We start from the raw sequence: 26,016 nt of genomic DNA on the forward strand, positions 1-26,016 counted from the left end.
ACCACTATACATCGACGCCTGACAATCCGGCTACATCCAATAAAAATGCATAAATCGTTGCGGTTTCTTTGTACCGTGTAAATCGTCCAGATGCACCACCATGCCCGGCATCCATGTTCGTCTTGAGAATGAGTCGATTGGAATCTGTTTTGCGTGTTCGTAATTTTGCAACCCATTTCGCTGGTTCCCAGTACTGCACTTGCGAATCATGCAGACCGGTCGTGACCAAAATATGGGGATACGCCTTGCTTTCGACATTATCATAGGGAGAATAGGACAACATATACTCAAAATACTCTTTGTGATTCGGGTTTCCCCATTCATCATACTCCCCGGTCGTGAGGGGAATGGTTTCATCAAGCATCGTCGTCACCACATCCACAAACGGGACCTGTGCGACAACACCGGTGAATACATCTGGACGCAAATTGGTCACGGCTCCGATGAGAAGCCCCCCGGCGCTCCCGCCCATCGCAAATAACTTATGAGGATCGGCATAGCGTTGATGTCGTAAATACTCGGCACAGGCGATGAAGTCGGTAAAGGTATTCTTTTTTTTCAACAATTTTCCATCTTCATACCATGTGCGCCCCAATTCCTCGCCTCCACGAATATGCGCAATGGCATAGACAAATCCTCGATCTAACAAACTGAGTCGAGAGGAACTAAATGTGGCATCCATGCTTGCCCCATAGGACCCATAGCCATACAACAACAACGGCGCATGCCCATCTGGCACAAATCCTGTTCGATAGACCAGAGAAATAGGAATCGAGGTCCCATCCCCGGCAGGAGCATGAAGTCGTTCTGTGCGATATTGTGTGCGATCAAAGTCCCCTAACACCTCTTCGCGTTTTAAGAACACCTTGTGACGCGTCTTCATATCGTAATCATAAATGGTCATCGGAGTAGTCATAGACGTGTACCCGAATCGAAGGATCGATGTCTCCATTTCATAGTTATCGCCAAATGTCACGTAGTACGCCGCTTCGCCAAAATCAATGTCATACGCTTCGTCACCCTGCCACGGGACGACTCGCAGATGGATCAGGCCTTCAATACGTTCTTCGACCACCATGTAGTGTTGAAACAGTTCGATGCTTTCCAACAACACCTGCTCACGATGGGGAATCACTTCTTTCCAGTACTTTCTTTCTGGCTGATCCACTGATGTGACCATCAAGCGAAAGTTTTTAGCCTCGCTATTCGTTCGGATATAAAATTGTCCATTGTAATGCTCAACATCATATTCATGCCCACGCTCTCGTGTCTCAAGCGTACAAAAATCTCCTGAAGGATGATTCGCATCAAGGAATCGATATTCACTGGAAATCGTCTGATGCGAGGCAATCATCAGATAGTCTTTTGATTTGGTCTTAAAGACATAGGTGGAGAATGTTTCGTCTTTCTCTTCATAGACCAATTCATCTTTCTCAACATCCGTACCTAAGACGTGACGCCAAATCTGATGAGCTCTCAGTGTTTCCGAATCTTGTTTACTATAAAATAAGGTCCGATTGTCATTGGCCCAATCCATGTTTCCAGTCGTCTCAGGGATACAATCCTGTAAGACTTCACCCGTCACGAGGTTTTTCATATATATCGTATAAATTCTCCGCCCTTGTGTATCGACCGCATAGGCAAGAAGATCCTGCCCCGAACTCATCATCCAGTTCCCAAGTGAGAAAAAATCACATCCTTGTGCCAGAATATTCGCATCAAGCATGATTTCCTCAGGATGATCCAAGGTTTGATACTTCCGACAATAGATGCCATATTCCCGTTCCGGCTCATACCGGACATAATAATAATACTCGCCAAGCTTAAATGGGACGGATAAATCAGTCTGTTTAATTCGTCCTTTGATTTCTTGAAACAAGGCGTCTTCTAAAGGCTTAACATGTGCCAACACCTTGTCGGCATATTCATTCTCCGCGGTCAAATAATTCACGACATCAGGGTTTTCTCTCTCACGAAGCCAATAATAGTCATCGACGCGCACCCGTCCATGTGCTTCTAATTGACAGGGAACTTTTTTCGCTTCTGGAGGTTCAATGGCAGAACGAGCAGACGTGTGATTCATGGTGTATGTTCCTCATTCGACTCAGGCTGTGTGAAAACTCGAAATTTTCTGGATTCAGGGGGTGCCTCACCTCTTGCCCATACAGAGATCGTCGTATACAAGCGATCCTCGAAGGCTAAATTTTTAGCTCCAAATTTTATACGGAGTTTTCACACAGCCTGGACTGTTAGCAGACATCTTGTTAGTCGTCTCTTCCTAGTGAAGGTGATCGATTTTTCTTGATTCGTCCTTGACGTTTTTTTTGGTCGAGTCTTCGTTCCTTAGCGGCTCTTGATATCTTCGTCGGGACTCGAAACCGTTTTGGTAACAGTGCAGTCCTCAGATGTGTCGCAAAACGATCAATAAGTTCAGCCCGATTCATCGATTGCATTCGATGTTTTTGGCAATCCAATCGAAAAATGCCAGTAGCATTGATCCTGGTTGACAACGAATCCCAGAGTATATTTTTTTGTGTGCGCGTAAGGTGCGAACTATTTTGAATATCAAAATGCAACGTCATTCGACTATTCACTTTATTGACATGTTGTCCACCAGGCCCACCACTCCGGGAAGCCGTAAAGACGAGTTCTCGTTCAGGAATAGACAGACGGTCATTGATACGAATATCCATTTGCCCCTTTACCATCTAGAAATTGATTGAAACGTCATACTGATAAATGCATGGTCACGCGTTGATCAAACGGCAACATTCAGCAAACGAACCATGTAGAGTCATGCTCAGCCTCATGTCCATGGTAAAAAAGAAGAGGTTCTGGCACTTCTGCACATCACCTCCTGAATCGAGAGGATACGTCATGACAGACAGCATGATCTCCTCTATTGGTTCGGTTATACAGAAGAAAACCTGATTTTCCCACCTCTGATTCCTGAATCCTATCGATATCTGTCTATAAACTCTGCAGTCCAACTAGTCAGAATGCGCCGTGTTCAGTGCAGTTCCTATTCCACACCATGCGTCAAAATCTACTAATTGTGAAGATGAATCAAAGCATTTTACCTACGTTGAGTAAACGTACGAAAGGCGTAGGATGTGAAAAGACTCACACTCCTACGCCTTTATATTTACATATTTATACGTTATAGCTGTTCCAGTTATGCCGAATCTGCATGTCGTCGCACTGAATGCGGATTGACCCATCGTGATTGAAGCGTCAATCGCGTGTAGGGCATCCAGGCGGGCATAACCTTCCTTACGTTCAAGCTGTACAACGTGTGTTTTTGCGCTGTATACATGATGTACATTCGGTTGGAAGTTATTAGGTTTCGCTATAAAGCTGTACTCCCAAAACCTGAAAATATAAGAATAGACTCTTCCGTCGACTACGACCCTCAAGCATTCAACAAAGAACAATGATTAGCAACTCCAAGAGTCACTCCAAACACCCCCTGTACTCACGTCTAATACAGCGTTACCGTAGTGCAATGAGTTGCGCTTTCACGTGAGGTTCTTTGAGTTTCTTGAGGGCAACACCTTCAATTTGTCGTATGCGCTCACGCGTCACCGACAGGCTTCTGCCCACTTGTTCCAAGGTCCACGGTTCATCCTGACCAATACCGAACCGCAAACGAACCACTTGTTGTTCGCGTGGTGACAAAATCTGCAAAATTCGCTCAAGATGTTCTGTAGTTCTTTTTTGGTCGATCTCAATATCCGGCGAAATGGCCTCAAGGTCAGGAATAAGATCACTAAGTTGGCCATCCCCGTCAGCCGGTGTCGCATCTAACGAAATGGGCTCTTGAAAGGCCTGGAGAGTTTCTTTGACTCGCTCCCGGCTCAGGCCTAATTCACGACCCAGTTCCTCATAACTGGGTTCGCGATCAAATTGTTGAGCTAACTTTTGAGCCGTTCTCGCGATTCGATTGGAGGCTTCGGTTGTATGAACTGGTACGCGAATCGTACGTGATTGATCAGCCACGGCACGTGTAATGCCTTGTCGCACCCACCATGTCGCATAGGTACTAAACTTAAACCCTCGTTGAAAATCGAATCGCTCTGCAGCTTTCATCAACCCTATATTACCTTCCTGGACTAAATCAAGAAATCCAAGACCACGATTGAGATAGCGTTTCGCAATATCAATAACAAGACGTAAGTTGCGCTGCACAAGTTCATCCTTCGCGCGTTCAACTTTTTGCCGTGCACGTTCTACCTGTTTCTGAAGCTGAGCAATGTCTCCAACGAGGCTTAGTTCTTGCGGGTATTCCCTTTGGAGAATGTGCTGTAATTGTTGAAAGGATTCAATGACCTCATTGATAATCGGTGCCGATAATCCACTCAACTCGACAATATCACTGAATCGTTCTGAGAGTCGTTTGACCTCAAGATTCGCCTCACGGCCTTCGATTAATCTGATAGCGTGACGTAACGTATCTCGAATTGCTGAGGTTCCATGATGTAGCTGTTTCGCAAGTTGCAATTCGGCATCTGGGTCGAGGAGAGGTCGTGATCGAAAATCACGAAAATATACGGTCTCGAGAGAGACCGACCCTTCACCATTGGGCAGAGGAACTTTATCAAAAACACCTTCGTCATTTGCCCTTTTTCTTTTTTGACGCTTACGGATAGCAGCAAGACTTGGACCTCTTTCATCTCGTTGACTCACACCATACACGACAGAGTCCTGTGACTGGACGCCTCTCGAATTTCGCCGTTCTTTTATGACATTCATATGAACTTCCCTTTCATGTAATACACAAACACTCATCGTCAATGAAAAATCCTCGTTCACGACGGATAGGATTGCCGACGCTATCAGTCCCTCAATACCCCATAATCAACAGCGTGAGCAAAACGGTTGTTCAGACACAGCACATAACATCGTTGACGAAAGAATCTGATTTCCTGTGGCATACATACCCCCTTCTCGATTAGTGAGACATCAGCTATTTTATACCCACCAGAAATGAAAGGAGGATTAAGCGCACATTAAAACTTTTTAATGTAAATTTGCGGTAAGAAAAAACGAGGTTACGAAACAGGGGCTCGAAGGGGAAGCAAGACCGTAAAACATGATCCGGCATCGGGAGAACTCTGCATCTGAATTGTTCCTTGATGTACTTCAACAATCCATTGACAGATCGCTAACCCCAACCCTGTTCCCTTTGAAGCATGGGCTCGGGCCATATCCGTCCGATAGAAGCGGTCAAAAATTCTTTGTTGCTCGAGTGTGGAAACACCAATACCGTGATCACACACCTTCAACTCAGCCTGAGCGTCGATTTGCCGCAGAGACAATTCCACTTTGGAGTTGGGATGAGAGTATTTAATGGCATTATCGACAAGATTCAAGAGTAATTCTCTGAGTCTCAGCTCATCACCATCGACAACAATTGGCTCAACTGCCTCTAACACCGTTTCAACTTGACGATCTTGGCCAAGTATCGTTGCCTGCAGTTGAACTTCTCGAACTAAGTTATCCAAAGAAATAGGAGTCATGGTCATTTTAATCTCACCCAAATCGGCACGAGAGAGAAATAGCAATTCATCGACGATTCGACTCATACGATCGATTTCCTCCAAGTTACTCTCAAGTACTTGGCGGTAATCGTTCGCCTCGCGCGGCCGTCGTAAGGCAAGTTCGGTTTCCCCCTTGGTGATCGTCAAGGGCGTTCGAAGCTCATGAGAGGCATCGGCACTAAATTGACGTATTTGACGAAATGATATTTCGAGGCGAGCAATCATGTCATTAAACACCGAAGCCAAACGCCCGATCTCATCAGTTGAGCGGGGACTGGTTATCCGTTGCGTGAAATCACCATCGGCAATACGCTGAGCCGCACACGTAATGACATTCACTGGCATCAAAGCTCGACCGGCCAAAAACCACCCACCAAGCAGCGAGACAATGATGGCAATAGGCGAAGCAATCAGCAGAGCAAGGAGTAATCTTTGCAACATTTTTTCGGTGGGATACAATGAGGTCCCCACACGGAGAATGCTCACAAGGCGGTCAGTATGACGGATGGGAACGGACAGTAAACGGAACGGAACCCCCTCATCAAACCGAACAGACTCGAAGGTGTTTTGGCCTTTCAACGATGCTTGAAACGCCGTTTTGCTTAACGGAATTTCACGACTTTTAATATTTGCAGATTGAATGGTGACCTGACCTGCGGGACCAAAAATCTGAAAAAATTTATCAAGTAAGGCCAGTTCAGGAAAGTTTTGCGAGAGATCTTCAAATATTAAAAATGGACCAAATCGGTGTTCCCCTAATGTACGTATGGCCGCCGATGCGGCTTCCTCAAGAGATGCATCGACTTGATCTCGCAATCCACGCGATATGACAAAATAGATAGTTCCCGCAAACAGAATGAGAATAAGCGCCAAGGCGGTGCCATACCATAACGTCAGCCGAACTCGAATCGAGGCCTGACTCATACATCAGACCTCATCACATAGCCACTCCCGCGAACAGTTTGAATCAGACTTTGCTCCCTTCCCTTGTCAATTTTATTGCGCAGATAACTAATATAAACATCAATCACATTCGTAAATGTATCAAAATCAAGATCCCAGACATGTTCAGTAATCATTGGCCGGGTCAGTACACGTCCAGCATTTCGCATGAGATATTCTAGTAACGCATATTCTTTTGTGGTCAGCTCAATCCGCTGGTCTCCACGCGTCACTTCGCGTGTCACTGGATTCAACACTAAATCACCCACCTCCAAGATACCCGTTGGAACGCCTCCAGCCCGACGAAGCAATGCACGGGCACGCGCCAGCAATTCTTCTATGGCAAAAGGTTTCGTCAAATAATCATCCGCTCCAGCATCCAAGCCCTTTACGCGCTGATCTACTTCGGATCGTGCCGTGAGAATCATCACCGGCGTTTTCACTCCGCCTTTGCGTATTTGCTTCAGAAGCTCGAGGCCTGGAATGCCCGGAAGCATCAGATCAAGAACTATTAAATCGTAATCGATCGACTGCGCCCAATCCTGCCCTTGTTGACCATCAGCACAGACGTCAACAGCATAACTTTCTTCTTCCAAGGCTCGTCGGATGAATGACGCAACTTTTGGCTCATCTTCAACAACAAGAATACGCATACGTAATTATAACCGATTCACAGAGCGTCAGATGTTTCAGGTTTCTGACTTTGCTCAGACCGTTTGAATCATTCAACCAAATAATAATGAAATCCGATCTTATTGTACCATTTGCTCAGAATGTCTAGAAGAGAGGATGAGTCAATTATGCAAGATTCAAAAACATTTCAGCATAAAAAAAGCCCCGTCATGTTTGACGGGGCTTTTTCAATTGAAAACGTGAAAACAGCAATGCTTAAATGTGTTCAACCAAACTACGAAGTTTATGACTACAACTTGGATGACGTAATTTCTTGAGGGCTTTGGCTTCAATTTGACGAATTCGCTCTCGCGTGACATCAAAATCTTGACCGATTTCCTCTAGAGTATGATCGGTGCTATCACCAATACCAAAGCGTTTACGAATCACCGTTTCCTCTCGAGGCGTCAATACTCCAAGCGCATTGGCAATTTGACGCTGAAGATCGTATCGATTGGCCGCATCCATCGGCGACACCGCATTTTTATCTTCGATTAAGTCTCCAAGTTGACTGTCTTCTTTTTCACCAATTGGGGTTTCTAACGAAATGGTTCCCTTCGAAATATCCAACATCATACGCACCTTTTCAGCTGTAAGCCCCATGCGGCTTGCAATTTCTTCTGGAGTCGGTTCACGACCAAGCTGTTGCACCAATTGTCGAGCCGTGCGAGCAAGCTTGGTGTTGGCTTCAATCATATGAACAGGGATACGAATGGTTCTGGCCTGGTCGGCAATTGCTCGAGTCACACCCTGTCGAATCCACCAGGTCGCATAGGTACTAAATTTATAGCCTCGCTGATATTCAAATTTATCAACAGCACGCATGAGTCCGATATTGCCTTCTTGAATCAAATCGATAAATTGCAATCCTCGATTCGTATACTTCCGTGCAATACTCACGACTAAACGAAGGTTGGCTTCAATCAATTGCGCTTTACCGCGCTTCACTTTGCCTTCAGCTCGGCCGAGTCTTGTCAATGCTTCACGAAATTCATTGATTGGAATGAGCACGGTTTCTTCTTGAATTTCCTTTAAACGCCCCTTCGCCTCGGCTATTAATTCCTTCAGCTTGGAGACCTCTTGAGTACTCAGCTCGACTTTTCGTTTTCCGCTGGCCTTCGCCGTGCTTCGAGATCGTTGAGCGATAGCTTGAACACCGCCTGTAAGTCCCAGACGTGCACTGCTTCGTCGTACGATCGATTCACACTCAAAAATTTCCTTCCCAATGTCTTTAATGCGTTTGAGCATCTGATCACGAACTCGTTGATGCAAATTCAACGATTCAATCTGATCAACATATTGATCGCACACCTCAACAATACGTTTTTCCATTTGAGTGTGTTTGGAACTTGCAGATGTCGCCTTTCGCTGATTTCCGTACAAGACCATTAACGATCGGCCAAACTTTCGAATATTTCCTAAAATATCTAATGTTCGTTGATGTAACTCTTCATCCTCTTGTTCCGCCGCCTGAGGCTCTTCCTCCACATCATCTTCTTCCAAGGTATCTTGCAGGAGCACCAAGTCACGTACACGGATTTCATGATTTTTTAATTGCTCATACAGCATTTCAAACTGCTGAATGGTGACAGGCATCCCAAACATGGCACAGGCAAGCTCACGTTTGCCTTCCTCAATTCGCTTGGCAAGATCAATTTCCCCTTCACGGGTCAGCAGTGGAACCCGACCCATCTCCTTCAGATAGAGACGGACTGGGTCATCAATGCGAGTCGGCTCTCCTGGGGTAAGATCAATATCACCGCCCCCACCCTCGGACTCATCACTCGCAGACTCCTGATCATCGGATTCGTTCCCCTGGCTTGAAGCTTGAAGCGACTCCTTCATCGGCATGTCAATCACTTCAATATTCATTTCGTTTAAGGCCAGCAAGACCACGTGTAATTGATCTGATGTCACAATCTCAGCCGGCAGAACCTGAGAAAGATCTTTATGTGTTAAATGTCCTTTTTCTCGAGCAACTGCAATAAGACGCTGTACATCATCCACAATCTTTTCTTTTGACATGCAACACCCCTTCAAGAAGAAATCAAAATTTATACTCGCGTCTTTTATGGTAAAAGCACGTAATTCTCTTGCACCACTCGTATACTCAGACCGGATATCGAGTACGCCAGTCTCGCGTGAGACAATCATCACGAATTCTAGCTAGCAAGTTCATGACATCGTTCATTGTGATGCGTATCTTGCTATGCGATATCAATAAGGGAGAAGTTGACAAACTGTTGAAATATCTAGACAAGAATGGATGTACGCCTAACGTCCATCGTGTAGAGACTTCTCAAAAAATCCTTGATCACGTACCAGAAAACTCATTAAATACCTTAGGGCAAAGCTTAAACCTAATATACGCTGTTTCACTATGAAAGTAAATACCTTAAATACTTAGGAACTTCTCCTCATATTCAACATGAATATCCATCAAGAGGCACAAACGGGTAAATCATTGAAATATCGATACATACCCCACAATAACTCCCATAATTACCCTACATAATTACGTCAAGTAATCACGTAAGTCCCAGCTAACTATATTCACCAACTAATCTGATTTTTTCATGGACATGGGGAAAGCCCCAACCTCTTCCAGACTCACGCTTGGCTTCATGAATTCGAAAGCCCATAACGCTAAAGTTACGGCAAAACCAAATACCTTCCAAGCGAGTTTCCTTAGGAACACAGCCAGGCAGCAGCACGACGAGACAGTGCTTCCGGTGAAGCCCACCCCGTTCATCAGCATACGCGAAGATAGAATTCCTGTCGTTTGATAAAACTGGCAGTCAGATATTCAGCTTATAGCATGAGGAATGTTTATAAGGGATATTAAAGGAAGAGAATACGAAAACAGCTTGAAGAAGCGTGTCGTTACGGATGGAATAAACTGACCTGACTAAAATGACTCCCCTCGCCAATGAACACGCCGCCCTTGGCTTGAATTTTATCCATACTCAGATTACTTGAAAAAGTCGCACCGACAATAGCCAATCGACCTTGAACCTGTGCTCCGTCGAGCTTTACGGAGCCGAAGTCACCATTGTCATACAAATTTAAACTGCCTCCGACCTGAATCGACTCCATGTTGAGCTCGCCACGAACATTCGCAGCGATAAATAAGACAGGACCACCAACGTGAGCAAATGACAGATTCACCGATTGGAGCACCGTACCAGCCCCAAAGATCACATCTCCCAAAACTTGAGCATGTGTCATATCCACAACTTCGAATATGCGTGCATCCACGAAGGTCAGATCCTGCATGACACACAACCTACAGCAATGAAGCTCTGCACACGCAAGACCTCCACCAAAAAAAAGCGAGCCTTCAATGTGCCCACCTTCAAAATTCATCATCCGACTTATATGTACGCCAAGGACCGTCACCTGCGCATGGCAATGAGCACCACGGAAATCAACGGTTTCACATTTCAAGCCATATCGAAGAAACACACTTCCATGCACCGTCATATCACACATCGACAAGGTGCTAAAAATAACAGACTTCTTCAGGGAAACATGGCCGTGAACGGTTGCTCTCTCCAACGATAACGAAGAAAGAATTTCCGTATCTTCCACATAGACATTCCCCCCAATCTCAGACTGTTCGAGATTCACCTGTCCATACACCGTCACGCCAGACATCGTGACTCCTCGATCCAAACGACTCCCCTGTAGATTGATCGACGTAAAATTTCCGGACGGTCCCGCCCACAGTAATCCACAGACATGAAGCTGCGTCATATCCAGCGGCGTGGAGATCGTGCAGCCATCGAACACAAGATCGCCATCTATTGTGGAGCCACTCAACAACACATCTTGAGTAAATGATGAACCATCAAATGATAGCGTCCCGGCCACGTGCAATTGTTGAAACTGCACCGCATGTTCAAAGTAACAGGCGTGCAACCAAAGATCATGAGAAATTTCACCCATGGGACAGCGAAGCGTATCCTCCCACCAGGCGCCCTTGATTCGAATACCCTGTACTGGAATTGCACTTGCGTAAGGCTCTTCTAGCAATATCTTCCAGAGAAACGAGGCACGGAGAATTCGAGTGCTCGACCATTGCGATGGCTGCGTTGGATCAAGCACCTCTCCCGTACCATCATAATAATTCAGATCGGCCAATTGCCCTTCACAAATCCGTTCCCACACCCATTTCTCCTGCGGCGTCCACGACACCCAGGCTGGCACGTCATATCTAGTCGACAATTTTGAAGCTTGACAGTCCATTATCACAATCGACACAACACCTAATCATTCACTTTGGAAATCCGAAGCCTTCCTCGAAGGCGACACAGTACTCACGCTCATCATCTATTACGTCGGACAAGTTGAATAAGTTATTGAGTCTTAATGATCAAGACAGAAAATTCAAAAAATCGGCAGGATAATATGGAAGGATTCGACGAATCACCATTCACAGGACTGACAAGAAAAGCACTGAGGACACAAGACCCATCCATCTAGACGTCGAAAATATCGATCCTGTAGCACCGTGAGACACCCTGGAGCGTCACAACGTGTGGGATGAACGATTCTATGACTGGCAGAGGGTTGTCGTGATCGACTCCGACCTCCCACAGGGGAAACCGGTAAACCATGAAGCCCCAAACCATATTGCCGCGACTCACCAACCAGACACGTCACTCGGTGAAAAAACGTAGGAGATTGCCCATAAGAACTCTTCCGCTCACTATACGTAGTCGTGCGCTTCATATATTTTTCTTTACCACACAACTCAGACAAAGAACAGAGAGCAGCGAAACGCAAGAAGCCCAGAATACGCCCTTCGCACAGCATCGATCAACAACCTCAAGAATCTCTCACAATTTTCCGAAAAGATAACCAGAGAACACAGAACGTCTCCTCATTTCATGAGTCGCGTCAATCTAATCCATCACCAGGAACGTATGCATGCTTAACATCCTTGTCATTGACGACAATATCGCTGACGTACGGATCACACACGAGATGCTCAAAGACGGCCTTGGAACTCAGTTTTCATTTTCACATGCCGCTGAAGTCCATATCGCACGCACATATATACAAGACCAATCATTCGATATTATTCTCCTTGACCTTAACTTGCCCGATTCGATTGCACTCGACACCTTACGCGAACTCCGACAAACACATGCATGTGCGGCCATCCTCATTATGAGTGGGATGCAAGACGAAGCCCTGGCCGTACAGGCTGTCCAAAGCGGCGCACAAGATTATCTCATCAAAGGCCAAATCAATAGCCAGGCCTTGAGTCGTGCCATTCGATACGCAGTTGAACGCCATCGCGTTCAAGAACAGGTCACTTATCAAGCACACTATGACCATCTCACCGGACTCGCCAATCGAGGCTTATTTTATGAACGACTGCACTATGCATTAGCTCGTTGCAATCGTAATGATGCGGCCATTGCCTTGCTCTTTCTCGACCTCGATCACTTTAAGGCCATTAACGATACCTTTGGTCATGAATATGGCGACATTGTTCTGAAAACTGTTGCCAGCCGACTCCGAAAATGCATTCGCGAAGTCGACACGGGCGTTCGGATGGGTGGCGATGAATTTGCCGTTCTGATTGATGAAGTGGTGTCGGTCGACAATGTTGGCACGATCGCTCAACGATTGCTTGATCTCATCGCGCAACCAATGGTCGTGCTCGAACGTGAACTCCATATTACCGGAAGCGTGGGAGTAACGATTTATCCTTGGGACTGTGCCTCGGCACAAGATCTTTTGAAACATAGCGACACCGCCATGTACCGCGCGAAAGCCCAAGGCGGCAACAATTTCCAATTCTACACAGCCGGCATGCAGACCTCTCCCCTTGATCGAACCACCATTGACGTCGAACTCCGCCGCGCGCTCACAAAGGGAGAGTTTCTCTTACACTATCAGCCTCAAATGGATCTTCGTACGCAACACATCGTCGGGATGGAAGCGTTGCTTCGCTGGCAACACCCCTACCAAGGCATGATCAGTCCAATAAATTTTATTCCGAAAGCTGAGGAATCCGGTATTATCGTGCCTATTGGGGAATGGGTCTTGAAAACTGCAAGCGTGCAGGCAAAAAAATGGGAGAGTGAAGGGCTGCCGGTTCCACCAATCTCCGTCAATCTTTCAGCACGGCAGGTGCACCAACGCAGTCTTCCCGCGTCGGTCGAGCAAATTTTGCAAGCCACACAACTTGACCCGCAATACCTCCAAGTAGAACTGACGGAAAGTTTTCTCATTCATGAAACACCGAGCACACTCTCCACACTACGAGACCTAAAAGCCATGGGCGTGCAAATTTACATTGACGACTTTGGCGTTGGGTACGCCTCGCTCCGATACCTCAAGGTCTTCCCCCTGGATGGACTCAAACTCGATCAGTCCTTAATCAAAGACCTCGACACAGACATGAATAATGCTGCTATTGTCAAAGCCATTCTTGCCCTGGCGCATACGCTTGGACTCAAGGTAATCGCTGAGGGTGTTGAGACTCAATCCCAGGCTGAATTCCTTACTGAACATGGGTGCGATGCCATTCAAGGATATTGGGTCACTCCGCCCATCCCGGCTCACGAAAGCCGACAATGGCTCACAACAGCTTGATGGACTTGCTTAGGCTCCAGTTCATCAAGCTTCTTACCCTCTTCTTCGAAGATCAATATTTTTACTGTCAGGACTTCTCTTTTCCAAGCAGCGACCCTAACTGAATGGCTTCATCGCCAAAACGCATGCGAATCGCATCCACCGCGTGCGACAAGTCACCGTCCTGTCCACAACTTGACTCAAACAGCGGCAATTGCTCATGGGTACCCAGAACAGTCAGCTTTGTGGCTGATAAGCCAAGCAACCGAACCTTTTGCCCATCTATGCCAACACGACTGAGCAATGTCAGGGCATGCCGCCAGATATCATTGGATTGATTGATGGGCTCTGACCATGATTGTGAGCGCGTCACCGTTTCAAAGGCCGTATTCCGAAACTTGAGCGTGAGGCCTCGAGCGCCTTGATGCTCGGCTCGCAATCGTTGGCCAACGCGTTCAGATAATGCCAGCAGAGTCTGTCGAATACGCTCACCATCATCGGTATCATGTGAAAATGTCGTCTCAGCTCCAATTGACTTCATACTGGAGCATGGCTCCACGAGACGATCATCTAGCCCATTGGCCAATTGCCATACATGCACACCACGTTTGCCCAAACGCGCTCGAAGAGCTTCTTGCGATTGCTGCGCAATATCTCCGATAGTTCGATAGCCCATATCTTGAAGGAAGCCCGCCGTCTTGGCCCCAACTCCCCATAAACGTGTCAAGGGCAAGTCTCGCAAAAATTCCCGTATCTTCTGATGCGGCACCACCACAAACCCTTGAGGCTTTTCAAGATCTGAGGCCACTTTTGCGAGAAACTTGTTGGAGGCAATTCCTACAGACGCCTGCAAGTGTTCCTCTTTTAATATCTTTGCTTGAATACGGCGACCAATCGTTTCGGCTGACCCGAATAACGCGTAGCTTCCCGTTACATCTAAAAACGCCTCATCTACACTTAGCGGTTCTACCAAATCCGTATAGCGGAGAAAAATCTCAAAAAGTCGCTTGGACACCTCTTCGTATCGCGCCATACGGACAGGAAGGAACACCGCAGACGGACACCGTCGATAGGCATGACTAATAGGCATGGCGGAGTGAATACCAAACGTCCGCGCTTCATACGATGCCGCGGACACCACACCCCGTCCCTTTCCATTCTGAGGGTTTGCCCCAACCACAACCGGCTGCCCACGATAGGCGGGATTGTCCCGTTGTTCAATCGATGCGTAAAACGCATCCATATCGACATGAAGAATGGATCGCATGGTTATTTCCAGAAAATCGTCAGTAATTCACGCCCAAGTTTCAAGGCAGAACATGACGCACACTCATCACACAACACCGTACGTCCTGATACCTCACCAGATGGCAACGACTCATTCCGTCATCATAACAAATATGTGGGCAAAGCCTATTGGCTGTACCGATATCCCCCACTCATATGTCGTTCAAACGTCGAAGAGAGACCAAGGTGATTCCGATAGACCGATGACTGCACAATGCTATCGTTATGTGGAGCTAATTCGCCTGCCTTTTGAAAATATTCGGTGGCCTGTTGATGCGCTTCACGTTTATGGAATGTTAAGGCTAGGTTAAAATACACTTCAGGCAATTGGTCATCGGCGTGAAGCGCTTCTTCAAAACGTTGTTGCGCAAGCGCCCACTTGCCGTCGTTGTACGCCGCAATTCCAGACAGATTCAACTCTGATGCCGTTGGACTCACAATGGGTAATGTCGCAAGTGGCCCGCTGGTTTTGACGCAACCCACACCAATCAAACACCACAGCAAGACAAACGGAAAGGTCCATGTTATCTTCATGTCTATCAGTTCCTATTCGTGTACGAATCATTCACAATTTGCTTCAAAAGGTCTAGCCTTCGCGCACGATCATCACCAAGGAGAAAGCCCTAACCATGTCAACCGAACCGTACGATGTGATTATCATTGGTGGTGGCTCTGCAGGGTATGCTGCCGCTCGCACCGCAAGAGACGAAGGAGCCAACGTTGCCATCATCGACCACGGGCCATTAGGAGGCCTCTGTATTCTTCGCGGTTGCATGCCCACCAAAACCATTCTCCGCTCTTCCGATATCATATCACTGATACGCAGAGCGGAGGAATTCGGACTAGCTCCCACAGAGGCAACGGCTAACCTTTCTGCCATTATTGACCGGAAGTCACAGCTCATTCAAGAATTCGCAGATTATCGAATTGAGGCTCTCAATGATCCACGATTCACCCTTTATCAAGAACGCGCAGCATTTCTCTCACCAACTGAAATTCAAGCTGGCCCACACCGCTTGACCGGCAAGACGTTTATTATTTCAACCGGATCCATTGTCTCTCGAATTCCAATTCCCGGGCTTGAAGAAGTGGGGTATATCACCAGCGACGAAGCCTTGGAGCTACGGACACTGCCGAAATCACTGATTGTCTTAGGTGGAGGAGCTGTGGCGCTAGAATTTGCGCAATTCTTTGCACGATTAGGCACGAAGGTGACCCTCATCCAGCGAAGTCACCACATCATGTCCGAAGGCGATGAAGACCTAGCTCGTCCTGTCGAAGCACGATTTCGCGAAGAAGGCATGGAAGTCTTGACGTCTACCCAACTTCAACAGTTCAGTCAAACCGAAAACCTCAAAACAGCGCATTTCCTTCACCAGGGCAAAGAGAAAACCGTTTCAGCGGAACACATACTCCAAGCGCTAGGCCGTCGTCCTAATATCGACAACCTGAATGTAGAGAAGGCAAACGTGGACACCAAGAATGGAACGATTACGGTATCGAGCGACATGCGAACATCGACACCACACATTTTTGCCGTCGGCGACGTGAACGGCCTCCATGAAATCGTGCACATCGCGATTCAACAAGGAGAAATTGCTGCCTGGAATGCGGTTCACTCAGATAAGCCGCCTCGCCAACAGGACGATCGCCTGAAGGCCCAAGTCGTCTTTACCGATCCGCAAGTGGCGAATGTCGGATTGTCGGAACGAGAATGTACCCAACAAGGCATCGACTATCTCGTCGCATCATACCCGTTTAGTGATCACGGAAAATCCATGACATTGGGTGAAACACATGGACATGTCAAAATATTGTGTCATCCAAAAACCGGTGAACTTATTGGAGGACATATTGTTGGTCCTGAAGCCTCAGAGCTGATTCATGAACTCATTACGATTATGTATTACCATGGCACCGTCCATGACATGCTCCGCATCCCACACTATCACCCTACCCTTGCTGAGATCTTGACGTATCCTGCCGAAGAACTCGCAGAAAAACTACAATAACACACGTGGATCTGATGCCTTCGTGCCCTCAAGAATGTTCAGAAAGACGTTCCTTTGAGTTCCGGAATCTCTTCTTGTAATCCAAGGCCTTGAAACATGTGGCTCATGGCTGAGCCAAAACCACCCTTTTGTTCCCCTTCATTCTTTGTGGCATTATGAAGAATATCACGCACTTCTTCTTCCACGCTTCGGCCATGTCGAGAAGCCCGTTGACGTAAGCACAGCTTCACGTCTTCTTCAATATTTCGAACAATTAATTGCCCCATGGTCAACCTCCCATTATGATATCACGATATCATATGTAGATATTCGGACAACTCTACAAGCGTGGAATAGGATGAAAAGGACTGTAGGCACCTCTAAAAATCAGGGTTTGTGAGGGCAAGAGAAGGAGATGGTGTTCGCAGGTTACGTTTATACAGGCTTACGACTTCCCAGATAAGAAATCGAGTCTGAAATTATTACCCTTTCTGCATTTCGAGTTGATCTAATCTCTTTTTCATTCTCAACATTTCATTTTCCAGTGTACCAATTCGTTGATCGAGTTCAGCAAAAGAAAACTTGATCACCGCACGTACTTCTCTAAATTCTTCTCGAACCTCCTTTCGAAATTCCTTCACGTGCGTTAATACGATTTCATGACCTTCAGCCACTTGTTGAATATCGTGGCGAAGCCCCTCAGCCACCACACCAAAATATCGTTTAATGTCTTCGGATTCTTCTGAATTCATTACAGATATACCTCTCGTCGCGATGTCCTAACTTGGTTAAGGAGATTTGAACGTAAGCAACTGATGGATTATGCCAAAAATTGATGAGTATTTGCGAGAGACTTTCTCCCTGTAATATTTCAATAACTATTTCTTCCCCCTCCATTTCATCAAACTTGCTCCTTCGTCCCACACCACGAACACTGGGATGATGACTCGGATGACAACATTGGCTCTAGGACAGATACTTGTTCTCCTTCTACTTCCGGTTTCTTCCCCTGAATCATCCGAACCCACCATGTCGACTGATGTCGTATAATCAACTTTGGCAGGACAATAAAAAACCCTACCAAGATGACTCCTAAGAGCATCACAATCCAATCAATGGCGAGCGTACTGCTTCCGAAATAGACAATGGCAAAGGTGGGCGGCACCATGCCAAGAAACGTGGCAACCGCGAAGGCTTTGAGACTCATCGTGGTCAACCCCGCTCCATAACTGACAAGATCAAATGAAAAGACTGGAAGGAGACGGGAGAGTACGATAAACCCAAACAGATGATGATCGGAACATTTCTCACAAAACACCACGTCACTTTTCAGCAAACGAGCGATCACGTCTCGCCCTAACCTTCTCCCTATAAGAAAACTCACAATGGCACCAATCTCTGCACCAATGACGGCATACAACGTCCCCAACCATGGTCCAAACGCCACGCCCGCTGCGAGATCTAAAGGAATGCTGGGAATCGGACTCACCACCACAGCAAGAGCCATAATCCCGATAAATACGAGTGGAGCCACAGCCCCAAACGACTGAATAAACTCGACGAGTCTGCTAGGCTGTAGATATTCAGTGAGATCAAAATTATTGAAGGCCCAGTAGCCACAGGCTAAGACAATCACCAACCCGAGTAAACTCAGCCATTTTTTGAAACCAATCTGTACGTTCTTTTGATGTGAGTCGGTCATTTGCTTTCTACGTCCTGATGGATCATGTACATACACTCTAAAAGATTGATCTGTTCGGTTCTTGCTTGTTTCAAGACGTAACGTGTGTGCAATGCGCAATTCGCTTCAAGAAACTTTCTCAGGCATGACATCTTCAACACTTTTGTAACAACTTGCAACTTCATGAGACTCCTTTTCAGGCATACGCATCATGGCGGAAAATCTTCAATTAGCATGACACGAAGACACCATACTGAAAAGGGAGCATTCAAATGAGGACTCACCACTTGGAGCAGACTATGCACAATACCGAAGAAACAAAGGAAACGAATTCTTCGAGTTCTCTAGGAAAAATCATCATCGCACTTTTGTTGATGACTGGCATCGGGGCCTTTTTCTATTTTGACCTCGGCACTTATCTTTCCCTGGAATCGCTAAAAGCCAATCGTGACAATCTTCTCGCCTATACGGAAAGTCACTTTAGCCTTGCCGTCTCTCTTTTCATTCTTGTCTATGTTGTCCAAACAGCCTTTTCGCTTCCTGGCGGAGCGATTCTGACTCTCGCAGGGGGATTTCTCTTTGGAAGTTTTTTCGGGACTTTGTTCGTCAATATCGGGGCGACAACCGGTGCCACCCTCGCCTTCCTTTCCTCTCGCTATCTCTTACGGGATTGGGTTGAGAAGAAATTTGGTGATCGACTTGGCCCCATTCAAGCTGGATTTGCCAAAAACGCCTTTAGTTACCTCATGACACTCCGACTCATCCCGGCCTTTCCATTTTTCTTAGTCAATCTGGTTTCAGGTCTTACTCGCGTTAACCTTGGGACCTACATGCTTGCGACGGCCATCGGAATCATTCCTGGTAGTTTTGTCTTTGCATTTGCCGGTCGTCAACTCGGAACAATCAACTCCTTGTCTGAGATTGCCTCTCCACCCGTCTTACTCGCGTTCACCTTTCTTGGACTGCTGGCCATCATGCCCATTGTCTATCGAAAAATAACGGGAAAGCGTAGCCCAGGTGCAGATGCAGATCTTGATACGCATTGAGCCTATGCAACCCAAACTATTCATACGACTTTTCACTCTCTTTAATTTGAGGACACGATGACTCACACATCGACAACCAATCATGCCGTTGAGATCCATCCCATGGATGAATTCAATCAAGAATTAGTCAACAATGTGCATCCACCTCAATGGATCAATCCTGAGCCAAGCGGAACGTACAATCTGGTCATTATTGGCGCTGGAACAGCGGGACTGATTACTGCAGCGGTCGCAGCCGCCCTTGGCGCGAAAGTGGCCTTGATCGAACGGCACCTCATGGGCGGAGATTGCCTGAATGTAGGCTGTGTCCCATCAAAAGGCCTCATTCGTGCGGCTCGCACCTGGGCCGAACTTACACATGCTGAGGAGTTTGGACTGAATGTTACCGGCAACGTCAACGGTGACTTCGGCGCGGCCATGGCTCGCATGAGAAAGCTTCGCGCTCGAATCAGCCATGTCGATTCAGCTCATCGGTACAAAAAACTTGGAGTCGATGTCTTTATCGGAGAAGGACGTTTCTCAGGCAATGGCACAATCACCTTAGGGGAAAAGACCTTACACTACGCGAAAGCGGTTATCTGTACTGGAGCACGAGCCATTGCCTTGCCAATACCAGGCCTTGAAGAAGTAGGATATGTAACAAATGAAAGTGTCTTTAGTCTGACCACACTCCCCACCAGATTGGCGGTGATCGGAGCAGGCCCTATCGGATGTGAATTGGCCCAAGCGTTTGCAAGATTTGGTAGCCAAGTGTTGGTCTTCGAGCAGGAATGCCGAATACTCCCGCGCGAAGATCCCGAAGCGGCAGAAGTTGTGAAACAGGCCATGGTTCAGGACGGCGTTCAATTCACCTGCCAGGCAACAATCACCCACATTTCTCAACATGGTTCTGAAAAAATCATTCATTACGAAGTGGATGGGCATACCAAGGAATTGGCCGTAGACGAAATATTGATTGGCATCGGACGGGCCCCAAATGTCGAAAACTTGGGACTTGATACCCTAAATGTCGAATACGATACACGCTCTGGGGTAAAAGTGAACGACAAGCTGCAAACCACCAACCCCAAAATTTATGCGGCAGGCGATATTTGCTCTCCGTTTAAATTTACCCATACCGCTGACGCGATGGCACAAATCGTCATTCAAAACGCTCTGTTCCCTCACCCTTTTGGGCTTGGCTATGCCAGCACCGACTCGCTTATAATCCCATGGTGTACGTTTACAGAACCAGAAATTGCACATGTTGGCCTCTATGAATCCGACGCGAAATCGAAGAACATTCCTATCGACACGTTCACGTTTCCTCTCAACGAAGTGGACCGAGCCATTTTGGATGGAGAAGACGAAGGGTTTGCAAGAGTGCATGTTAAAAAAGGAACTGATACAATCTTGGGTGCAACCATTGTTGCCTCACATGCGGGAGATATGATCAGTGAATTTACCTTAGCTATGAAAGCCAAGGTCGGACTCAGCACAATCACCGGAACCATTCACCCTTATCCTACCCAGGCTGAAGTCATTAAAAAAGTTGCCAATGCCTGGAGAAAAACGACTTTCACCGATGGAAAAAAGCGATTTCTCCAAAAACTCTTTGCCTGGACACGATAACAACAAAAACTCAGAAAACGCGGACAGCTCCAATCTGACCTCTATGCGGGTCTTCCCGGCGTCTCGACAGTGCACTATCAGCCTCACCATAGGCCTTTGGCTCATACTTGGCGTTCTGACACCCTTCAGCCTTGCACAAACGTCTTCTCCCGAATCCCTTGAAGTTGGAGGCTTTTCAAGGAGTCAGGCAGGAGAGGCCTTTCCTGAAGAATGGCAGCCGCTGACGTTTGAAAAAATCAAAGAACATACGCTCTATGAATTAATCAAAGACAAGGATCAAGTTGTCGTCAAAGCCACAAGCGTGGAAAGCTCGTCAGGACTCACACGGGCCATTACGATCGACCCGAAAAAATACCCGATTGTCACCTGGCGGTGGAAAGTAGAAAATATCTTCAAACATGGAGACGTGACACGAAAGGAAGGCGATGACTATCCGGCAAGAATTTACATCACGTTTGCCTACGATAGCCAGAGGGTTGGGTTTTTCGAACAAGCTAAATATGAGACTGCAAAATTGCTATACGGAGAATACCCTCCCCTTGGCGCGATCAACTATATTTGGGAAAGCAAAAGCCCAATTGGCACTATGGTCCCAAATCCCTATACGGATCGGGTCCGAATGTTCGTGACACAAAGCGGGACAAAAAAACTCGGCCAATGGGTCACGGAAGAACGCAATGTGTATGAAGATTACCGGCGAGCCTTCGGAGAAGAACCGCCGATGATTTCCGGTGTAGCGATTATGACAGACACCGACAATACAAAAGAAGCGGCCATTGCCTATTTTGGGGATATTACATTTAAACAGTCAACAGAAAAACCGAAGAAATAAAAACGTCAGAATAGTAGACCGCGAGAAAAGGTCATCGTTCTCTGTCACACATGATTTTCACGCCTTCTTTTCTTATCATCAGGCATAATCCGGTTCATTTCCGGACTTCCACTTAATATTACAACCTGCGCTTGGCCGCTGCATGGGGGGAACGTCTTTCCCGGCTAACATCGACTCGATGGCGGCTCGGAGGTCTTTCCCTGTCACGGGCGTTCCATTGCCCGGACGACTCTCGTCCAGCTGCCCTCGATACACAAGCTGTTGTTTCTGATCAAAGAGGAAAAAGTCCGGAGTGCAGGCCGCGGTAAAGGCTTTAGCGGTTTCCTGGCTTTCGTCATAACACAGGGGAAACACAAATCCTAATTGTTCAGCCATCACTTTCAATGAATCCGGTGCATCATCAGGGTACGAACGGGCATCGTTGCTACTGATCGCCACCATGCCAAGCCCGGATTGCCGATAATCCTTTCCAATGCAGGCTAATTCGTCTTTGACATGCACCACATAGGGACAATGTTTACAAATAAACATCACTAAAGTCCCGTGGGACAAGTCAAACGATTCTGGTGAAATCATCTCTCCCGATATGACATCCGGTAACGAAAACATAGGGATCACAGTCCCAAGCGGCAACATCGTTGAATTTTTTAGCGCCATGACAAGCACTCCTTGCTAGAAGATGACACATTGTCCACTGTAGTTGGAAATCTGTGTGACATTCATGAATTGGAATACCTCTCACAATCCACGCCCGCCACACGAAGGACCAAAGAGATCAGGGGTTTTCCTTTTTCCAATGACGAAATCGATGAAGAAGTTCTTCTCGAATCTCTGGGGCTATGGGTTCTGTGGGAAGTTTCCCGAGCGTTTGAATCGTATACTTCATTTGCTTGAGATAATTTCTACAGGAAAAACACAAACCTAAATGCAAATGAAATCGAAGACGCGTCGAGAACGGCATGGCATCTTCAAGGTAGTCGGTAATAATGCTGGCAACGTTCTGACACGTCAGGTTACCTGCCATATAGGTCATGGCTTGTTGTTTGAAATTCCTGTTCATTGCAGTAAACCTGAATCCCCTTTGGCATAGGGCGCAAGCGTTTTACGCACTCGAGTACGTGCCCGATGTAACAACACCCGTTGATTGGTCTCTGTCACGCCCATAATGTTACACACCTCTTCCGAACTGACCCCTTCAAGATCCCGCAGAGTGATGACTTGCCGTTGAGTTTGAGGAAGAGCCGCAATCGCCTGTTCAATCTGCTCCCCAATTTCCTTCGATAATGCAAATCGTTCAGGAGTCCCATGATCCCAGGCATGAGGAGGCTCAATCCAATGTCCGGCTTTTGTGCCGGCTTGGATGAATAAATCAAGATCAACCCCTGCTCCTTCTTCATCATTGTCCTTTCCAGTCTTCTCAGCCAACCCGACATATCGACTTTCTCGTTGCCCCCTGGTTTTGGCTCGATTCGTTAAAATAGTAAAAAGCCAGGTTTTAAAAGACGCACGTCCCTCAAATCGAGACAACCCTTCGAAGACGCCGAGCCACGTCTCTTGCACCACTTCTTCCGCAACCGCTCGACTCGGGACATAGGCCATAGCCAACCTGAGTAACGAACCAGAATATTGATCGACTACCTTGGCAAAAACGGCCTCATCCCCACTTCGCAACGCGTCCAGCAATTGCGATTCATCAAGACTTCCAGATGAATCCGGCATCGCGAACGCCATGTGAAAGAGTCGAAGTAGGACCATTATTTCCCAACAATCGCACGTGAGACATAAGCAGAAACCAAGTCGAAGATCGAATGGGGATTATCTACGGCTTTGATCTGGAGAATCAAGACAGAATTTGTGCGTTGAATTTGTCTGCCAATATACAGGGAAGGAGGCGCAGAAGTTTCTGGCCAAAAACTTTGCTGGAACCAACGAAAGCACATCAAATTGATTAGGGATCCTGATAGATCTGCGCGAGAATAGCCGTTCGGGTAGAAGACTTCGTCTTTTTGAGAAGATGTCTGACGTGTTCCTTCACCGTATGCTCACTTATCGAAAGCGCATTGGCAATATCCTTATTCGTCAAACCATCAGCAATATGTTGCACAATTTCCTGTTCTCGCTCAGTGAGATGGAATCGCTCCGTAGCCTGGACTGGAATCACGCGACTCTCCCGACCGATTTTTTCCATGAGAATCAAGAACCGGGTATCGTGCTGTCGATGCGGATCGGGCAATAAAAAACCTCGTAGAAGAATTGGCACCTCGACATTCCCTGTCACGCGTCGAAATTCAAGATGTTCATAGTCTTCCGGACTCAGCTTTTCTTCTAGTGCTTTCTGAAGATCTGTACACAAATCCAGAACTTCTGAGGGCAAGTGATCGTCAGCCTCATCGCCCACACGACTTCCAAGGATTTGACGACTCAACATCTCTGCCTCAGAGTTCATATATAACACTTCTCCCGTTGCGGAAAAAGAGAGAACGCCTGGCACAGACCGACGATCCGCAATGGTTTCCAAATACGACATCAATGGGCGCGCATGTCCATCTTCCTGTTGATTCATGTGAGAAAGATTTTTCTGAGTGACAGCCACAAGTCCCCTTTACACATCGAGTAAGACGATAAAGATCTTTTCAGCCATACATCACAGCCTTTCATGAACGTTCCATTTGGCCAATGCCGTACAAATCAAGACGATAGGCAAGGATTTTTCAGTTCTTGTTGTAATCTTCTATTCTCGGTCTTTTTTATTCGAGACTTAATCGAAAGAGGCAGGACTGTCTAACTGGAAGCAGAAAGATCAAGTCGATACAAGCAGAAATAGAAATCCATTGCCTAAAAATTAGCCAAAAAAGTCAGAGACGTCTATCCAGACGAGAAAGATAAGACATTTGTAGAAAAAGATCGAGAATGTCTTAGCAGTGCTGGACTCGATAAGTTAGCAGAACACGATTGTTTATAGCCGTTTCAGTTATGCCGAATCTTTAGGTTACCCCATTGAATACTGAGGAACCCTTCGTTATTGAACCGTCAATCGTCTACAGATCATCCAGGCGGGCATAACCTTCCTCATATTCACGTTGTACCGCGCTGAGCTATAGCCGATCCCATGAACTTCGAAACCTTGAAGTCCTTATAGCCGTTCCAATTTACTTCCGTCTGCACGACTTGCGTTGTTGCGCTGTGTACATGATGTACATTCGGTTGGAAGTTATTTGGTTTCGCTATAATTCCGAAGGGAAAGTCAGTGTGGCTCAACTAGACTTGGACACCTACAATCCAGAGGGCAGTTGGATTATTGAGTGATGATGGCACATGTATGTGAGGACCACGAGGCCTTGCATGTATCGTGTTCAAGCATACTGATATGAGAGTTCGTTATAGTTGGATTTTCCTCTTTGGTATGTATTTGGATTCGCTACAATCAGTCAGAATCTCTCCACGCAACCCGACTACGACATTCCGATTCTTGCGTTATTCTACGAACACCGCAGTCCCGCTCACAGTGACCATGAGCATGCTCCCCTTCTCACCAAGCACCTCATAATCTAAATCAATCCCGACGATAGCGTTTGCTCCGACATCCCTTGCATCTTCTTCCATTTCTTGAAACGCAATTTGACGCGCACGCGCTAACTCTTTCTCATACGCGCCTGACCGGCCACCGACAATATCGCGAATATTGGCGAAAAAATCACGAAAAAAATTAGCGCCAAGAATAGCTTCCCCTGTAACTACGCCCAAATACTCCTGAATGCGCCGACCTTCAATTGCCGGTGTTGTGGTTACGATCATCATGCCCTCCTGCATTTACGTGTCTCCA

23 protein-coding genes are annotated in these 26,016 nt (G+C 46.8%); 6 read left to right on the top strand and 17 right to left on the bottom strand.

Annotation, left to right across the window (positions count from 1 at the left end):
* Nucleotides 1-4: 4 nt before the first annotated feature.
* The 7 genes from ACWHX8_RS11120 to ACWHX8_RS11150 form a co-directional block, all read right to left on the bottom strand.
* A complete protein-coding gene (locus tag ACWHX8_RS11120; protein ID WP_447968193.1) occupies nt 5-2,083 on the bottom strand; it encodes a S9 family peptidase in 2,079 nt (692 codons plus the stop codon).
* Nucleotides 2,084-2,264: 181 nt separating this feature from the next.
* Nucleotides 2,265-2,693 (bottom strand): alternative ribosome rescue aminoacyl-tRNA hydrolase ArfB, encoded by a 429-nt coding sequence (arfB, locus tag ACWHX8_RS11125; RefSeq protein WP_447968194.1) that lies wholly within the window; start codon nt 2,691-2,693, stop codon nt 2,265-2,267.
* 799 nt (nt 2,694-3,492) lie between these two features.
* On the bottom strand, nt 3,493-4,752 hold the full coding sequence (locus ACWHX8_RS11130; protein ID WP_447968195.1) for a sigma-70 family RNA polymerase sigma factor: 1,260 nt from the start codon (nt 4,750-4,752) through the stop codon (nt 3,493-3,495).
* Between the two features lie 299 nt (nt 4,753-5,051).
* The gene (locus ACWHX8_RS11135; protein WP_447968196.1) at nt 5,052-6,464 is read right to left on the bottom strand and encodes a sensor histidine kinase; all 1,413 of its coding nucleotides are present in this window, start codon (nt 6,462-6,464) and stop codon (nt 5,052-5,054) included.
* Nucleotides 6,461-7,135 carry a response regulator transcription factor gene (locus tag ACWHX8_RS11140; protein ID WP_447968197.1) on the bottom strand — a complete coding sequence of 225 codons (675 nt, stop codon included), beginning with the start codon at nt 7,133-7,135 and terminating at the stop codon, nt 6,461-6,463. Before ACWHX8_RS11140 ends, ACWHX8_RS11135 begins: the two co-directional genes overlap by 4 nt.
* Nucleotides 7,136-7,370: 235 nt before the next feature.
* Complete coding sequence (gene rpoD, locus ACWHX8_RS11145; protein WP_447968198.1) at nt 7,371-9,179, bottom strand: RNA polymerase sigma factor RpoD; 1,809 nt, start codon at nt 9,177-9,179, stop codon at nt 7,371-7,373.
* 858 nt (nt 9,180-10,037) lie between these two features.
* Nucleotides 10,038-11,417 carry a pentapeptide repeat-containing protein gene (locus ACWHX8_RS11150; RefSeq protein ID WP_447968199.1) on the bottom strand — a complete coding sequence of 460 codons (1,380 nt, stop codon included), beginning with the start codon at nt 11,415-11,417 and terminating at the stop codon, nt 10,038-10,040.
* Between the two features lie 275 nt (nt 11,418-11,692).
* On the opposite strand from ACWHX8_RS11150, the gene ACWHX8_RS11155 reads away from it, so the two are divergent.
* Both ACWHX8_RS11155 and ACWHX8_RS11160 read left to right on the top strand, forming a co-directional pair.
* Nucleotides 11,693-11,836, top strand: a complete 144-nt coding sequence (locus ACWHX8_RS11155) for a hypothetical protein (RefSeq protein ID WP_447968200.1) — start codon at nt 11,693-11,695, stop codon at nt 11,834-11,836.
* Between the two features lie 250 nt (nt 11,837-12,086).
* Nucleotides 12,087-13,766, top strand: a complete 1,680-nt coding sequence (locus ACWHX8_RS11160; protein ID WP_447968201.1) for a putative bifunctional diguanylate cyclase/phosphodiesterase — start codon at nt 12,087-12,089, stop codon at nt 13,764-13,766.
* 67 nt (nt 13,767-13,833) lie between these two features.
* Here the strand turns inward: ACWHX8_RS11160 and dinB are convergent, their stop codons facing one another.
* Together dinB and ACWHX8_RS11170 are read right to left on the bottom strand one after the other, a co-directional pair.
* Nucleotides 13,834-15,012: a DNA polymerase IV gene (dinB, locus tag ACWHX8_RS11165; protein ID WP_447968202.1), complete on the bottom strand. Its 1,179-nt coding sequence runs from the start codon at nt 15,010-15,012 to the stop codon at nt 13,834-13,836.
* Between the two features lie 146 nt (nt 15,013-15,158).
* Nucleotides 15,159-15,566, bottom strand: a complete 408-nt coding sequence (locus ACWHX8_RS11170) for a hypothetical protein (protein ID WP_447968203.1) — start codon at nt 15,564-15,566, stop codon at nt 15,159-15,161.
* A 95-nt stretch (nt 15,567-15,661) separates the two neighbouring features.
* On the opposite strand from ACWHX8_RS11170, the gene ACWHX8_RS11175 reads away from it, so the two are divergent.
* Nucleotides 15,662-17,044 carry a dihydrolipoyl dehydrogenase family protein gene (locus ACWHX8_RS11175; RefSeq protein WP_447968204.1) on the top strand — a complete coding sequence of 461 codons (1,383 nt, stop codon included), beginning with the start codon at nt 15,662-15,664 and terminating at the stop codon, nt 17,042-17,044.
* A 38-nt stretch (nt 17,045-17,082) separates the two neighbouring features.
* Here the strand turns inward: ACWHX8_RS11175 and ACWHX8_RS11180 are convergent, their stop codons facing one another.
* The 3 genes from ACWHX8_RS11180 to ACWHX8_RS11190 form a co-directional block, all read right to left on the bottom strand.
* A complete protein-coding gene (locus tag ACWHX8_RS11180) occupies nt 17,083-17,310 on the bottom strand; it encodes a FitA-like ribbon-helix-helix domain-containing protein (RefSeq protein WP_447968205.1) in 228 nt (75 codons plus the stop codon).
* 195 nt (nt 17,311-17,505) lie between these two features.
* The gene (locus tag ACWHX8_RS11185; protein WP_447968206.1) at nt 17,506-17,775 is read right to left on the bottom strand and encodes a hypothetical protein; all 270 of its coding nucleotides are present in this window, start codon (nt 17,773-17,775) and stop codon (nt 17,506-17,508) included.
* A gap of 149 nt (nt 17,776-17,924) precedes the next feature.
* The gene (locus tag ACWHX8_RS11190) at nt 17,925-18,725 is read right to left on the bottom strand and encodes a TVP38/TMEM64 family protein (RefSeq protein ID WP_447968207.1); all 801 of its coding nucleotides are present in this window, start codon (nt 18,723-18,725) and stop codon (nt 17,925-17,927) included.
* A gap of 278 nt (nt 18,726-19,003) precedes the next feature.
* Between ACWHX8_RS11190 and ACWHX8_RS11195 the strand changes: the two genes are divergently transcribed.
* The 3 genes from ACWHX8_RS11195 to ACWHX8_RS11205 are packed head-to-tail and all read left to right on the top strand — an operon-like array spanning nt 19,004 to nt 22,193.
* Nucleotides 19,004-19,750 (top strand): TVP38/TMEM64 family protein, encoded by a 747-nt coding sequence (locus ACWHX8_RS11195; protein ID WP_447968208.1) that lies wholly within the window; start codon nt 19,004-19,006, stop codon nt 19,748-19,750.
* Between the two features lie 57 nt (nt 19,751-19,807).
* Nucleotides 19,808-21,361, top strand: coding sequence for a mercuric reductase (locus tag ACWHX8_RS11200; RefSeq protein ID WP_447968209.1), 1,554 nt, complete (start codon nt 19,808-19,810; stop codon nt 21,359-21,361).
* Between the two features lie 43 nt (nt 21,362-21,404).
* Complete coding sequence (locus tag ACWHX8_RS11205) at nt 21,405-22,193, top strand: DUF3047 domain-containing protein (RefSeq protein WP_447968210.1); 789 nt, start codon at nt 21,405-21,407, stop codon at nt 22,191-22,193.
* 78 nt (nt 22,194-22,271) lie between these two features.
* Here the strand turns inward: ACWHX8_RS11205 and ACWHX8_RS11210 are convergent, their stop codons facing one another.
* From ACWHX8_RS11210 to ACWHX8_RS11230, 5 genes are all read right to left on the bottom strand, one after another.
* Nucleotides 22,272-22,850 carry a thioredoxin family protein gene (locus ACWHX8_RS11210; RefSeq protein ID WP_447968211.1) on the bottom strand — a complete coding sequence of 193 codons (579 nt, stop codon included), beginning with the start codon at nt 22,848-22,850 and terminating at the stop codon, nt 22,272-22,274.
* A 118-nt stretch (nt 22,851-22,968) separates the two neighbouring features.
* Nucleotides 22,969-23,253 (bottom strand): zf-HC2 domain-containing protein, encoded by a 285-nt coding sequence (locus ACWHX8_RS11215; RefSeq protein WP_447968212.1) that lies wholly within the window; start codon nt 23,251-23,253, stop codon nt 22,969-22,971.
* Nucleotides 23,250-23,912, bottom strand: coding sequence for an RNA polymerase sigma factor (locus ACWHX8_RS11220; RefSeq protein ID WP_447968213.1), 663 nt, complete (start codon nt 23,910-23,912; stop codon nt 23,250-23,252). The genes ACWHX8_RS11215 and ACWHX8_RS11220 overlap by 4 nt, the downstream gene beginning before the upstream one ends.
* A 229-nt stretch (nt 23,913-24,141) precedes the next feature.
* Nucleotides 24,142-24,786 (bottom strand): LuxR C-terminal-related transcriptional regulator, encoded by a 645-nt coding sequence (locus ACWHX8_RS11225; protein WP_447968214.1) that lies wholly within the window; start codon nt 24,784-24,786, stop codon nt 24,142-24,144.
* A gap of 881 nt (nt 24,787-25,667) precedes the next feature.
* Nucleotides 25,668-25,988 (bottom strand): heavy metal-binding domain-containing protein, encoded by a 321-nt coding sequence (locus tag ACWHX8_RS11230; protein ID WP_447971903.1) that lies wholly within the window; start codon nt 25,986-25,988, stop codon nt 25,668-25,670.
* Nucleotides 25,989-26,016 lie beyond the last annotated feature (28 nt).

The organism is Nitrospira sp. M1 (assembly GCF_965152605.1).